This window comes from Bradyrhizobium sp. NBAIM14, assembly GCF_020193895.1.
Classification (GTDB): Bacteria; Pseudomonadota; Alphaproteobacteria; order Rhizobiales; family Xanthobacteraceae; genus Bradyrhizobium; species Bradyrhizobium yuanmingense.
The window spans coordinates 239,751-253,785 of record NZ_JADYVQ010000002.1 but is presented as its reverse complement, the minus strand read 5'-3'; the positions used below and the strand labels follow the sequence as shown (position 1 = coordinate 253,785).

Genomic DNA, 14,035 nt, shown 5'->3' with positions numbered 1-14,035 from the left:
GTCGCGGACTCAATCGCGCGGGCTACTTCTTTTTTGGTGTCAACCAGTCCTCGTCTTCCAGAGACGGTGCTTGTTTCTGCTGTTCCAGGATTTTTCTGTACTCCTCCGGGATCACCTGGCTGCGAGATGCTTCATGCAGCGTGTGCGGGAACCAGGTCGCAATGCCGGGGAAGGCAATCATCAGGCCAACGCAGATCACCTGCAGCACCATGAACTGGAACATGCCAGCGTAGATCGTTCCGAGGCTCCAGCCCTTGACCACCTGCTTGAGATAGTACGCTGACATGGCGACGGGCGGCGACAGGAAAGCGGTCTGCAGCACCACCGCAACCAACGCTCCGAACCATATGAGGTCGATGCCCATGCCTTTCACGACAGGATAGAAGATCGGCAGAAACACCAGGATGATGGCCGGCCACTCAAACGGCCACCCCAGCAGGAAAATGAGAAGGAGCACGACAATCAGCATGAGGCTCGGCGGCAACTGCAGGCCGAGCATCGTCTCGGTGATCCAGTTCGCTGAGCCAAGGCGGGCGAACACCGCACCGAAAATGTTCGACGTGACCGCCAGCAGGAGGACCATGCTCGACGTCGCCATCGTCGAGATCAGCGCCCGTTGCAGTCCGCTGAGCGAGAACCTGCGATATGCGATGGCCAGGATCAGCGCGCCGACGCTGCCGATGCCGGCGGCCTCCGTCGGCGTCGCAAGCCCCCCGATGATCGAGCCGAGCGTCGCCGTGATGAGCCCGAGCAGCGGCAGCGTGCCGACGGCCACCTCGCGTGCAATGTATCCAGCGGAGTAGATCCGCTCATCCTTTGGCACTGGCGGCCCGAGCTTGGGATTGATGAAGGAGCGGCCCATCAGATAGATGATGTAGACGCCGGCCAGCAGAAAGCCCGGTCCGAAGGCTGCAGCATAGAGATCGGCGACCGAAACCCCGAGCACCGGCCCCATCACGATCAGCATGACCGACGGGGGAATGAGAATACCGAGCGTGCCGCCCGCCGTGATGGTGCCCGCTGAAAGCTTGGCATCATAGCCCGCCTTCGTCATGATCGGCGATGCCATGATGCCAAGAACGGTGACGGCTGCGCCGACGATGCCTGTCGCCATCGCGAACACGGTCGAGGTCAGGATGACGACGAGGAAGAGTGCGCCGCGCACCGGCGCAAGCAGCATGCGGAACGCGGTAAAAAGGCGCTCCATGAGTCCCGCCTGCTCGGTGATGAAGCCCATGAAGATGAACAGCGGTACGGCGGCGAGAAGTTCTTCCTTCATCATGCCGATGGTCTGGAAGTAACCAAGCTCGAAGACCGTCCCGCCCATGCCCCAGTAGCCGAACGAGAAGGCGAGAAACAGCAACGTGAACGAGATCGGCACACCGATGAAGATCGCGCCCAGCAGCACCAGCAGCATGATGAGGCCGATGAGCGCTTCTGCGGTCATATCTCGACTTTCTCCTTATGCTCCAGCTCGACGCCGGTGCGCGCCATGTAGATGCTCTTGATCAACTCGGACACGCCCTGGACCAGCAGCAGGAGGCAGGCGAGCGGCACGACGAATTTGAACGGCCACAGCACGGGCCGCCAGGGAGTCTGGTCCGAAGTCTCGTTGATCAGCCAGGCGTAGTGGAATTCGTTCCAGCTGATCAGGAACAGCATGATCAGGCTCGGGAAGAAGAAGACGACATAGGAGATCGTATCGATCCAGCCCTTCCTACGGATCGAGAACTTCTCCCAGAAGAAGTCGGTACGGATATGAGCACCCTTGTGCAGCGCGTAAGCGGCGCCAAGCATGAAGAGCGAGCCGTAGAGCATGTAGGTTGCGTCGTAGGCCCATATGGTCGGCGCGTTGAACAGGTAACGCGCCCCAACCTCATAGGCGACGGCGAGAACCAGCGGCACCGAGAGCCACGAGATGATCGTGCCGGTCCGGTCGGTGAAGCCGTCGATCATCCTGATGATAGCCAGAAGCGCCGGTGGCTGCCCGCCTGTTATCTCAGCCATGCCTCGCCCCTTTCGCCGATCATTCGTGCGGCGCAAAGCAGGCCGCCTGCGTGCGAATTGAGGGCGGTCAAATCGGCCGCCCTCGGAGGAAGTCCTATTTCTCGGTTGGGAAGTAGTAGTTCGCCATGAAGGAGTATGGCGGGAAGTAAGACCTCTTGTACGGGACCACAGCGCTGGCATACGCCTTCTGCGAGTCGTGCACCTTCTTGAAGAACGGGTTCCTGGCGCCCTCGGCGGCCGCGATCTCGTCCCACTTCTTGATGAAGGCCAGCAGGATCTCCGTCGGCGTGCGGAGAATCTGTACGCCGTGCTTCTGCTGCATCTCAATCAGCGCATCGGCGTTCTGGCGCTGCCACTTGGTCCACCAGACGAGGAATGTCTCGTTGGCCGCCGACTTGATGATCTCCTGATGTTGCGGGCTGAGCTCCTTCCACACATCGCCGTTGATGACGAGCTCGCCGACCGTCACGTTCTCATGCAAGCCGGGTGAATAGTGATACTTCCAGACGTTGTGGAAGCCGAGCTGCATGTCCTCGATGCCGCCGACCCATTCGGCGCAATCGATCACGCCGCGTTGCGCGGAGGGAATGATTTCTCCGCCCGGCATGTTGACCACCGTGAAGCCGAGCGCCTGCCACACTTCGCCGGCCATGCCGGTCTGGCGGCATTTCATGCCCTTCATGTCCTCGACCGTCTGGATCGGCTTCTTGAACCAGCCGAACGCCTGCGGCCCTGCAGGCAGGATTGGAAACACGACGAGGTTGAGCTTGAGCTCCTTCTGATAAAACTCGTTGTAAAGCTCGAGGCCGCCGCCGTGATAGAGCCAACCCATCACGTCCATGAAGTCCATGCCGAAGGTGCCGCCGGGACCGCCGGTGAACAGGATCGCGGTCTTGTTCTTGCCGGTCCAGTAGCCGGCCCACGCATGCGCTCCGTCGAGCACCTTCTTGTTGGTTGCGTCCAGCACCTCGAACGCCGGCACGACCTGGCCGGCGGGCATCGCCTCGATCTTCAGCGCGCCGGCTGACAGCTTGTTCACTCGATCGACGAAATAGGTGAAGTTGTCATAGAGCGTGAGCGACGCCGGCCATGTGGCCTGCATCTTCAACACCTTCGTCTGCGCCATGACTGTTGTGGTGGATACGACAAACGCCGAAGCGATCAGGGCAACGGCGACCAGTCCCAGAAACATGCGTTTCATGAGCCATCTCCTCCCTTGGACAACGTGACCGCGGCGAACTATTCTCTTCGTTGTTCTTGGTCGCCAAGTCTTCAAACCACGTCTGTCATCATTCTGCCACCATCGCCGCAAGTTGTCATCTTGCTTTCTGGCGGTAGCAAGCGCTGGAATTGGACATGGTCGAGACGTCAGCTCTTTGACCCTTCGGCGACGAACCTCCATTCGTTTGTTACGCTGGCTGTCGGTGGCAAACCAGACGCCGGGGGCGCCTTTGGCTGCGGCGGGACGCGGCCAGGCGATGCGGCGCACACCATGCCTCGCGTTGCCCGACGGGCAAAACACGCCAATGCAGGTCAAGTGGCGGGAGTGCAAATATTCTGATTGACCGAATTCGCCGTTTCGGGTAAACCGCAGCACATCCCGGCTCGTCAAAGGGACGTTTCGCGATCGTCACGATACGTAGGCCAGGATGCGATGGACGCGGCAGCGCCGGCGCGTGACGGGATGGCAGGGCGGGCAAACCCGTGAGCCATCGCGATCCGCGGCACGACACGGTGTGGTCACAACGTTGCTTTTCGGCATTGGGGGCGAGCACGCGCGAGCTTCCGACAGTCCGGGAGAGACGTCCGCGGACGGCAAAAGCGTGTGGTCCTGACGCCCGGGGTCTGTGCGTCAAGGCTTGCGGTGGTGAAGCGGCCCGACCGGGTGCGCGCATCAGTGATCCGCAAGGCGACGGGGGCAATAGTGCATCGCTCCCCGGGGAGAGCGCGCCATAAGCCGTAAAACCATTGCGCAGGGAAGGCCGGGATGTTCCGGCATCACCTGTGGTCACCCCGCGTGCGTCTTGTCGCGTGCGGACCTTGGGTGCCGGCTGGCGCCCGGCCTTCCCTGCGCCCTTGCTTCTCGATGAGGGCGAAACGGAAAGCAAAACTTCGGGCGCCTGCGCCGCGAGACCGAGAAGGCATGCTTATTATACGACTAGTATTTTCTCGTGCCCCGGACGCAGCGCAGTGCGCCGCGCCTTCGCGGCGTGGTGCGCTGCAGAGCCGGGGCCCATTGCGGCGATGTGCTCTGAGGCTCCTGGGTCCCGGCTCGGCGCAGCAACGCTCGAAGGCGTTGCTGCTTGTCGGGACACGAGGTCGTCGCACTCCGATCCACGGTGCGTCGCCCCAACTTCATCTTGCACTGCGGTAGAAAAGTATCGCACACTCCGCCGGACCGGGCCGCCAAGGGCGCGAGCAGGGGAGCGAGCCATGTCCCTCCAGACCGTACCATCCGACAGCACTGAGCAGCGCCCCAACCGCCCTGAGGATGTCCAGGCGATGGAGGCCGATGCCCGGCTGCGGGACGATATCCGCCTGCTCGGGCGCATTCTGGGCGACACCGTGCGCGACCAGGAGGGCGCCGACGTGTTCGACCTGGTCGAGCGCATCAGGCAGACCTCGATCAGGTTCCACCGCGACGAGGACCGGCTCGCCCGCCGCGAGCTCGAGCAGATCCTCGACAGCATGTCGACCTCCGAGACGGTGCGGATCGTCCGCGCCTTCAGCTATTTCTCGCACCTCGCCAACATCGCCGAGGACCAGAACAATATTCGACAGATGCGCGCACGCGCGGCGGCCAAGAATGGCAGCTCCGGCGTGCTGGCGGAGACACTGGCGCACGCCAAGGCGGCGGGCATTGGTCCCGATCAGCTCCGCACCTTCTTCAAGACCGCGCTGGTCAGCCCGGTGTTGACCGCGCATCCGACCGAGGTCCGCCGCAAGAGCACCATGGACCGCGAGATGGAGATCGCAGCCCTGCTCGATCGCCGCGAGCGTGTCGCCATGACCGCGGAGGAGGCCGATGCCGGCGACGAGCAGCTCCGCCGCGAGGTGCTGACGCTGTGGCAGACCAATCTGCTCCGCCGGACCAAGCTCACCGTGCTGGACGAGGTCGCCAACGGGCTGTCGTTCTACGACTACACCTTCCTGCGCGAGGTGCCGCGGCTCATCAACGCGCTGGAGGACAGGCTGGAGGAGGGCGGCGAGCAGGCCGCCAGCGAGCTCGCCTCGTTCCTGCGCATGGGCAGCTGGATCGGCGGCGACCGCGACGGCAATCCCTTCGTCACCGCCGACGTGATGCGTGGCACGCTGCGGCTGCAGTCGAGCCGGGTGATGCAGTTCTATCTGAACGAGCTGCACGTGCTCGGCGCGGAGCTGTCGATCGCGGCCCACCTTGCCGACGTCTCCGAAGAGCTGCGCAACTTGGCGGAGCGTTCGCCGGACACCTCGCCGCATCGGAGCGGCGAGCCTTATCGTCTGGCGGTATCAGGCATCTACGCGCGCCTGACCGCGACGGCCGAAAAGCTCGAGGTCGAGATCACGCGCCGGCCGGTCGGCAAAGCGGCGCCTTACGACAGCGTCAGGGAGCTGCAGGCCGATCTCGACGTGCTGCACCGCTCGCTGATCTCCAACAACGCCCGTGTCATCGCGCGCGGCCGGCTGCGGCTCTTGCGCCGCGCGGTGGACTGCTTCGGCTTTCACCTCGCCCGGCTCGACATCCGCCAGAACTCGGCCGTCCATGAGCGCACCATCGCCGAGTTGATCGACGCCGCCAATCCCGGCATGTCCTATCTCGCGCTTGGCGAGGACGCCCGCATCTCGCTGCTGACGAACGAGCTGCGCTCGACGCGCGCGCTGGTCTCGCCCTTCGTCAAATACAGCGACGAGACCATGGGCGAGCTCAACGTGTTCCATGCCGCCGCGGAAGCGCATGCGAAATTCGGCTCGGACGCCATTCCTCAATGCATCATCTCGATGTGCAAGGGCATGTCGGACATGCTCGAGGTCGCCGTGCTCCTGAAGGAGGTCGGCCTCGTCCATCCCTCCGGCCGCAGCGCCATCAACATCGTGCCGCTGTTCGAGACCATCGAGGATTTGCAGGCTTCGAGCAGCATCATGGACCGCATGCTGTCGTTGCACGATTACCGCCGGCTCGTCGACAGCCGCGGCAGCGTGCAGGAGGTCATGCTTGGGTACTCCGACAGCAACAAGGACGGCGGCTTCGTCACCTCGGGCTGGGAGCTCTACAAGGCCGAGATCGGCCTCGTCGAAGTGTTCGAGCGGCACCACGTGCGCTTACGCCTGTTCCACGGCCGCGGCGGCTCGGTGGGGCGCGGCGGCGGGCCGAGCTATGACGCCATCATCGCGCAGCCCGGCGGCGCGGTGAACGGCCAGATCCGCATCACCGAGCAGGGCGAGATCATCTCGTCGAAATATTCCAACACCGAGGTCGGCCGCAACAATCTGGAAATCCTCTCCGCGGCGACGCTGGAGGCAAGTCTGCTGCATCCGCGCCAGAGCGCGCCGCGCCGCGAATATCTGACCGCGATGGACGAACTCTCGAACCTCGCCTTCAAGGCCTATCGCGGCCTCGTCTACGAGACCGAAGGCTTCGTCGAGTACTTCTGGTCGTCCACCGTCATCAACGAGATCGCCACGCTCAACATCGGCAGCCGTCCGGCCTCGCGCAAGAAGACGCGCGCGATCGAGGACCTCCGCGCGATTCCCTGGGTGTTCTCCTGGGCGCAATGCCGACTGATGCTGCCGGGCTGGTACGGCTTCGGCAGCGCGGTCGAACAGTGGATCGCGGAGCATCCAGAGCAGGGCATGCCGTTCCTGAAAGAGCTCTACCAGGAATGGCCGTTCTTCCGCATGCTGCTGTCGAACATGGACATGGTGCTAGCCAAGAGCTCGATCGCGATCGCCTCGCGCTATGCCGAGCTGGTGCCGGACGAGGCCTTGCGCGAAAAAATCTTTGGCCGCATCCGCCGCGAATGGCATTCCTGCATCGAGACGCTGCTCGACATCATGGGTCAGGACCGTCTGCTCCAGGGCAACCCGCTGCTGGAGCGCTCCGTGCGCCACCGCTTCCCCTATCTCGATCCGCTCAACCACGTGCAGGTCGAGCTCTTGAGAGAGCACCGCGCGCAGAACCCCGACGAGCAGGTGCTGCGCGGGATCCAGCTGACGATCAACGGGATTTCGGCGGGCTTGCGGAATACGGGGTAGGGCGAATTGCGAATGGCGAGTAGCGAATAGAAACCCTATTCGCCATTCGCCACTCCCGATTCGCGCTACCTCACACCGGATCCCAGGTGAAGATGTCGGCCGAACGATCGAGCTTGTAGAACGAGCCCTTCAGCGCCGGCATGCCGTGTTCCGCGATCGACTGCGGAGTCCAGCCTTCGTTCCGCTGCACCGACCGGATCGGACGGTTCTGGCTGAACAGGAAGATCTCGTTCATGCGCACGCCAAAGATCTGGCCGGTGACGTCCTTGGCGGAATCGCCGAGCAGGTAGCCGCAGAGCGGCGCGATCTTCTCCGGGCCCATCTGCTTGATCTTCTCGACACGCGCCTTCTCGGCGTCGGTCTCGGTCGGGATGGTGCCGATCATGCGGGTCCAGGCGAACGGCGAGACGCAGTTGGAGCGGACGTTGAAGCGGCCCATGTCGAGCGCGATCGACTTCGACAGCCCGACGATGCCGAGCTTGGCCGCCGCGTAATTGGCTTGTCCGAAATTGCCGATCAGGCCGGAGGTCGAGGTGAAGTGCACGAACGAGCCCGACTCCTGCTCGCGGAAGATGCGCGCCGCGGCGTGGCTGACGTAGAACGAGCCCATCAGATGCACCTTGATGACGGCTTCGAACGCTTCCACGCTCATCTTGTGGAAGATCATGTCGCGCAGGATGCCGGCATTGTTGACGACGCCGTCGAGCCGGCCGAAATGATCGGTCGCGGTCTTCACGATCTTGCTGGCGGGGATCGCTTCCGCGACGCTCTCGAAATTGGCGACCGCCGTGCCGCCGCGCTTCTTGATCTCCTCGACCACCTCCTCGGCGGGCGCCGCGTTCGCGCCGGCGCCGTCGGCGGCTCCGCCGGGATCGTTGACGACGACCTTGGCGCCCTCGGCGGCGCACAGAAGCGCAATCTCGCGCCCGATGCCACGGCCTGCGCCGGTGACGATGATGACCTTGTCTTGCAGTGATTTGCTCATGTGGGTTCTCCGCTATGCGTTCCGGCGTTTCTTACCTCGCCCCGCTTGCGGGGAGAGGTCGGATCGCATCGAAGATGCGATCCGGGTGAGGGGGTACAGGTCTCGCGGCCATCTCATCCGTGGAGAGAGGCCCCTCACCCCAACCCTCTCCCCGTAAGAACGGGGAGAGGGAGAGGCGAGCGGCGCATTACCTCTCGTTCGTAAACACGATCGTGCCACTCGCGGCGAACATGCCGCCGACACCATGGCACACCGAAATCTTCGCGTTCGGCACCTGTGCCGGCGCGATGCCGCGCATCTGGCGCACGCTCTCCTGCAGCGCGTACATGCCGTACATGCCCGAATGCATGTAGGACAGGCCGCCGCCATTGGTGTTGAGCGGCAGTTTCCCGCCGGGACGCGTGTTGCCGTCGGCGATGAACTGGCCGGTCTCCTCATAGGGCATGAAGCCGAGATCGCCGAGGCCGAACAGCGGCAGATGCGCGAACGCGTCGTAGATCATGAGATGGTCGACGTCGCCGTGGGCGATGCCGGCTTCCTTGAACGCCAGCGGCCCGGCGGTCTTGAACGCACGCGAGGAGTTGAACGTCTCCATCTGGCTGACCATCGGCGTCTCGACGCTCTCGCCGGTGCCCATGATGTAGACCGGCTTGCGCGGAAAATCCCTGGCGCGGTCGGCCGAGGTCAGGATCAGCGCGCCGCCGCCGTCGGTGACGAGGCAGCACTGCAGAAGCCGGAAAGGATAGGCGATCATGCGCGAGTTGAGGACGTCGGCGACCGTGATCGGCTCCTTCATCATCGCGCGCGGATTCTTCGTCGCCCATTCCCGCTGCACCACCGCGACCGAAGCCAGCTGCTCGTGGGTGATGCCGTAGGTCTTCATGAAGCGCAGCACGGGAATAGGGAACATGCTGGGCGGGCCGTAGACGCCGAAAGGAGCCTCGAACTGGCCGTTGAGGCTATCGGCCGGCGTCGAGCGCGGCAGTTTGCCGATCATCGACTTGCCGCTCTCGGCGTGGGTGATCAGCACCGTCTTGCACAGACCCGCCTCGATCGCCGCCGCGGCGTGGCGGACATGCAGCATGAAGGAGCAGCCGCCGACCGAGGTGCCGTCCACCCAGGTCGGCTTGATGCCGACATAGTGGCAGACCTGCTGCGGCGTTTCGACCGCGGTGGCAAAGCCGTCGATGTCGGACAGTTTCAGTCCGGCGTCGGCGATGGCGTTGAGCGCGGCATCCGCGTGCAGCTGGAGCTGCGAGGCGTTGGGAATGACACCGAGCTCAGTGGTCTCGGCCGCGCCGACGACGGCAACCTGGTTCTTGCGCATGACCTTACCCCTTCGCCGGGCGGAAGACGGGGAGGGTGATCTTGTCGTCGAGCTCCTGGAACGCGACCTCGAGCTTCATGTCGAGTTCGAGCGCCTCGGGTGTCTGCGGGCAGTCGATGATGTTGCTCATCATCCGCGGGCCCTCGTCGAGCTCGACCACCGCGATGGCGTAAGGCGGCGTGAAGCCCGGCGCGGCCGGACGATGGTTGATCACGTAGCTGTAGAGAAAGCCCTTGCCGCTGGCCTTGAAGATGCTGACCTTGCGCGAGGCGCAGGAGGGGCAGAACGGGCGCGGCGGGAAGTAGACATGGGCGCAGGCATCGCAGCGCTGCAGGCGCAATTCGCCGGCCTTGGTGCCGTCCCAGAAATGCTGGGTCTCCGGCGTCGGTTTCGGTCGCGCGCGCTGCGGTTCGGCCATGTGGGCGGCTCCTCCCAAAAGCAGGCCTCGCGCCCGCCGGTTTCGAACTTGATGCGACAATCGACCATGGCGCGTCAACGGTCCAGCAATGCGCATGCATGCCATCATGCGCACAATGCTTGTGTCGAGCTGAGCCAGCGCTATAGATTGCGCGCGAAATATTCCGTGAGACAGACATGTCTGATTTTCCGACACTGGCGCAGCTTGCCGAAGACCTCGAAAGCGGCCGCATCACCTCCCGCAAATTGGTCGAGGCCTGCCTCGCCAGGATCGCCGACCCCGCGGGCGAGGGCCAGCGCGCCTTCATCCATGTCGACAAGGACGCCGCGCTCGCGGCGGCCGATGCGATGGATGGCTTGCGCAAGGCCAAGGCGGCGCCGTCGCGCTATGCGGGCATCCCGGTCTCGATCAAGGATCTGTTCGACATCAAGGGCCAGGTGACGCGCGCCGGCTCGCGCGCGCTGGATGACTCAGCCCCTGCCGAGCACGATGCCGCGACGGTGGCGCGGCTGCGCAAGGCCGGCTTCGTCGTGATCGGCCGCACCAACATGACCGAGTTCGCCTATTCCGGCATCGGCATCAATCCGCATTATGGCACGCCGAAGGGGGCCTGGAACCGCTCGGAAGGCCACGTGCCCGGTGGCTCGTCCGCCGGCGCGGCGGTGTCCGTGCTCGACGGCATGGCGCATGGCGCGCTCGGCACCGACACCGGCGGCTCCTGCCGGATTCCGGCCGCCTTCAACGGCATCGTCGGCTACAAGCCGACGCAGCGCCGCGTGCCGCTCGACGGCTCGGTGCCGCTGTCGTTCTCGCTCGATAGCATCGGGCCGCTGGCGCGATCGGTCAGTTGCTGTGCCATACTCGATGCCGTGCTCGCGGCCGAGCCGATCGTCGCCTTGAGGCCGCGGCCGACCCAGGGCATGCGCCTCGCGGTGCCCACCACGATCGCGCTCGACGATCTCGACGCAGAGGTGGCCAAGACCTTCGAGCGCGCGCTGAAGACGCTGTCCGATCACGGCGCCATCGTCGAGCGTATCGAGATGGCGGAGTTCCATGACGTCGGTCCGATGAACGCGAAGGGCGGTTTCGCGGCGTCCGAGAGCTATGCCTGGCACCGCTATCTGATCACGGCCAAGGGCGACGTCTACGATCCCAGGGTGGCGGTGCGCATCATGCGCGGCGAGGCGCAGAGCGCGGCCGACTACATCGACCTGCTCAACGAACGCCGCTCGCTGATCGCGCGCGTCAATGCGCGCATCGCGCCCTATGACGCCCTGGTGCTGCCGACCACGCCCAACACACCGCCGAAGATCGCCGACCTCGCCGACGATCAGGCGTTCACCCGCGAGAACATCCGCGCCTTGCGCAATTGCAGCCTGATCAACCTGATCGACGGTTGCGCCATCTCGCTGCCCTGTCATCGCGAGGGCGACGTTCCCGTCGGCCTGATGCTGGCGGGCGCAGGCGGCTCGGACCGCCGTATCTTCGAGCTTGCTGCCGGCATGGAGGCCGTCATTCGTGTTTGATCTCACGTTCACCGTCGATGCCCAGGACACCACCACGCCGCTGACGCTGGCGATCGACCAGCTGGTCATCGCCGGCTGGACCGGCCGCGACACGGTCGCGCGCGACAAGCACATCGCCGAGCTGGAGGAGATGGGCATCGCCCGCCCAGCCTCGACGCCGATCTACTATCGCGCCTCGGCGCGCCGGCTGACCCAGGAGGACAGCATCGAATGCACCGGTGGCGATTCCTCCGGCGAGGTCGAATTCGTGCTCATCGGCTGGCAGGGCCGCATCTTCGTCGGCTGCGGCTCCGATCACACCGACCGCAAGGTCGAGGCCTACAGCGTCACGGTCTCCAAGCAGATGTGCGACAAGCCGATCGCCTCGACGCTGTGGGAGTTCGAGGACGTCATCGGTCATTGGGACAAGATGATCCTGCGCTCCTACGCCACCATCAAAGGCGAGCGCGTGCTCTACCAGGAGGGCACGTTGGATGCGATGCTGCCGGTCGCCGACCTCATCGCGCGCGGCTTTGACGGTGGCAAGTTTCCCGACGGCTGCGCCATGTTCGGCGGCACGTTCGCCGCCAAGGGCGGCATCCGCCCGGCCGACCGCTTCGACTTCGAGCTGGAAGACCCCGTGCTGAAGCGAACGATCAGGCACGGCTACGACGTGGCGACGTTGCCGGTGAGGGGGTAACTCGCGCCACAAGCGACGGCCTTGTAGGGTGGGCAAAGCGAAGCGTGCCCACGTATTGCGAAGACGTGGGCACGGCGCAAGAGCGCCTTTGCCCACCCTACGAAACTGCCGGTGAGGGGCTGATCTCTCTCCGCGTCGGCGAGCGAAGCGAAGCAATCCAGGGTCTCCGCGGAACCAGTCTGGATTGCTTCGTCGCAAGGGCTCCTCGCAATGACGGTGGAGACGATCATCGGAAATCGGGTGGTTGTGGCGCCCGGGATCTGCGACACCCACTCCCGTCATTCCGGGGCGCGCCCACTTGGGCGCGAGCCCGGAATCCATACTCCCGATCGTGGTTATGGATTCCGGGCTCGCGACTTCGTCGCGCCCCGGAATGACGGATGTGAATGGGATGATTGCTATGGCCATCGCGAAACGCGTTTCCGCACCAGACTCCGTTCCCAACCTCGCCGACCATGTCGACGCCCTCGACTGGCCGCAGATCACCGCCGAGCTCGACACCCAGGGCTGCGCCGTCCTGAAGAACCTGCTGACGCCTGACCAATGCCGCGCCATCGCCGCGCTCTACCCGGACGATGCGCACTTCCGCAGCCGCATCGTGATGGGCCGCCACGGCTTCGGCCGCGGCGAGTACAAGTACTTCGCCTATCCGCTGCCCGATCTGATCGCGCAGCTGCGCCCGGCGCTCTACGCGCATCTTCAAGCCGTCGCCAATCGCTGGAACGAGGCGATGGGGATCGACATCCGCTATCCCGCCGCACACGCGGCGTTCCTGAAGCGCTGCCACGATGCCGGGCAGGCGCGGCCGACGCCCCTGCTGCTGCAATATGAGGCCGGTGATTACAATTGCCTGCACCAGGACCTCTATGGCGAGCACGTGTTCCCGCTCCAGGTCGCGATCCTGCTCTCCGAGCCCGGACGCGACTTCACCGGTGGCGAGTTCGTGCTGACCGAGCAGCGCCCGCGCATGCAGTCCCGCGCCGAGGTGGTGCCGCTGGCACAGGGCGATGCGGTCGCCTTCGCTGTGCATCATCGTCCGGTGCAGGGGACACGCGGCACCTACCGCGTTAATCTCCGCCACGGCGTCAGCCGGATCAGGTCCGGCCAGCGCCACACGCTGGGTGTGATTTTTCACGATGCCAAATGAGCGGAGCCGTTGACGGCTGATTTGTTCGATAGCGTCGCAGAAGCCCAACCGTCGCGCGAAAACATCGCCGATGGGGCCGTGCTGCTGCGCGGCTTCGTCAAGCCGATCGAGAGCGGGCTGATCGACGCCGTGCGCGCCATCGTGGCGCAATCGCCGTTCCGGCGGATGACGACGCCGGGCGGCCATCTGATGTCGGTGGCGATGACCAATTGCGGCGAGCGCGGCTGGATCACGGATCACACCGGCTATCGCTATGATCCCATCGATCCGCGCACCGGTGCGCCATGGCCGGCGATGCCGCCGCTGTTGGCCGATCTCGCCCGCGGCGCCGCGGAGCAGGGCGGCTTTGAAGGCTTTGCGCCCGATGCTTGCCTCGTCAACCGCTACGAGCCCGGCACGCGGCTGTCGCTGCACCAGGACAAGGACGAGCTGGACTATTCCGCGCCGATCGTCTCGGTCTCGCTCGGCCTGCCCGCGACCTTCCTGTTCGGCGGCCTCGCGCGCAATGACAAGCCGCGCCGCTTCCGCCTCGTCCATGGCGACGTGGTGGTCTGGGGCGGGGCCAGCAGGCTCGCCTATCACGGCGTCGCGCCGCTCGCCGACGGCGAGCATCCGCTGCTCGGCCGGAAGCGGATCAATCTGACCTTCCGCAGGACGCGCTGACGCGTTTCCTCGCCGCCTTCGCTCGTCTAAGCTTCGGGCGGGGAGGCGGCG

Annotated in this window: 11 protein-coding genes; 5 read left to right on the top strand and 6 right to left on the bottom strand. The window is 64.8% G+C overall.

Features of this window, described 5'->3' with window-relative positions:
- Positions 1 to 22: 22 nt before the first annotated feature.
- The 3 genes from I6F28_RS06880 to I6F28_RS06870 form a co-directional block, all read right to left on the bottom strand.
- Entirely contained in the window at positions 23 to 1,417 is a 1,395-nt protein-coding gene (locus I6F28_RS06880; protein ID WP_225127319.1) for a TRAP transporter large permease, read from the bottom strand.
- A 26-nt stretch (positions 1,418 to 1,443) separates the two neighbouring features.
- The gene (locus I6F28_RS06875) at positions 1,444 to 2,007 is read right to left on the bottom strand and encodes a TRAP transporter small permease subunit (RefSeq protein ID WP_085968941.1); all 564 of its coding nucleotides are present in this window, start codon (positions 2,005 to 2,007) and stop codon (positions 1,444 to 1,446) included.
- A 94-nt stretch (positions 2,008 to 2,101) separates the two neighbouring features.
- Complete coding sequence (locus I6F28_RS06870; protein WP_036006206.1) at positions 2,102 to 3,208, bottom strand: TRAP transporter substrate-binding protein; 1,107 nt, start codon at positions 3,206 to 3,208, stop codon at positions 2,102 to 2,104.
- 1,232 nt (positions 3,209 to 4,440) lie between these two features.
- Between I6F28_RS06870 and ppc the strand changes: the two genes are divergently transcribed.
- Positions 4,441 to 7,239 carry a phosphoenolpyruvate carboxylase gene (gene ppc, locus I6F28_RS06865; protein ID WP_225139540.1) on the top strand — a complete coding sequence of 933 codons (2,799 nt, stop codon included), beginning with the start codon at positions 4,441 to 4,443 and terminating at the stop codon, positions 7,237 to 7,239.
- 70 nt (positions 7,240 to 7,309) lie between these two features.
- Here ppc and I6F28_RS06860 read toward each other — a convergent pair whose 3' ends face one another.
- The 3 genes from I6F28_RS06860 to I6F28_RS06850 form a co-directional block, all read right to left on the bottom strand.
- Positions 7,310 to 8,224, bottom strand: a complete 915-nt coding sequence (locus I6F28_RS06860) for an SDR family NAD(P)-dependent oxidoreductase (RefSeq protein ID WP_036023023.1) — start codon at positions 8,222 to 8,224, stop codon at positions 7,310 to 7,312.
- A gap of 187 nt (positions 8,225 to 8,411) precedes the next feature.
- Positions 8,412 to 9,551 carry a thiolase C-terminal domain-containing protein gene (locus I6F28_RS06855; protein WP_225139539.1) on the bottom strand — a complete coding sequence of 380 codons (1,140 nt, stop codon included), beginning with the start codon at positions 9,549 to 9,551 and terminating at the stop codon, positions 8,412 to 8,414.
- Between the two features lie 4 nt (positions 9,552 to 9,555).
- The gene (locus I6F28_RS06850; RefSeq protein ID WP_027558650.1) at positions 9,556 to 9,969 is read right to left on the bottom strand and encodes a Zn-ribbon domain-containing OB-fold protein; all 414 of its coding nucleotides are present in this window, start codon (positions 9,967 to 9,969) and stop codon (positions 9,556 to 9,558) included.
- 176 nt (positions 9,970 to 10,145) lie between these two features.
- Here I6F28_RS06850 and I6F28_RS06845 point away from each other — a divergent pair, with 176 nt between their 5' ends.
- From I6F28_RS06845 to alkB, 4 genes are all read left to right on the top strand, one after another.
- Positions 10,146 to 11,495, top strand: a complete 1,350-nt coding sequence (locus tag I6F28_RS06845) for an amidase (RefSeq protein ID WP_225139538.1) — start codon at positions 10,146 to 10,148, stop codon at positions 11,493 to 11,495.
- Complete coding sequence (locus tag I6F28_RS06840) at positions 11,488 to 12,174, top strand: DUF2848 domain-containing protein (protein WP_036023028.1); 687 nt, start codon at positions 11,488 to 11,490, stop codon at positions 12,172 to 12,174. Before I6F28_RS06845 ends, I6F28_RS06840 begins: the two co-directional genes overlap by 8 nt.
- A 400-nt stretch (positions 12,175 to 12,574) precedes the next feature.
- Complete coding sequence (locus I6F28_RS06835; RefSeq protein ID WP_036023029.1) at positions 12,575 to 13,321, top strand: 2OG-Fe(II) oxygenase; 747 nt, start codon at positions 12,575 to 12,577, stop codon at positions 13,319 to 13,321.
- Between the two features lie 9 nt (positions 13,322 to 13,330).
- Positions 13,331 to 13,984, top strand: coding sequence for a DNA oxidative demethylase AlkB (gene alkB, locus I6F28_RS06830; RefSeq protein ID WP_036023030.1), 654 nt, complete (start codon positions 13,331 to 13,333; stop codon positions 13,982 to 13,984).
- Positions 13,985 to 14,035 lie beyond the last annotated feature (51 nt).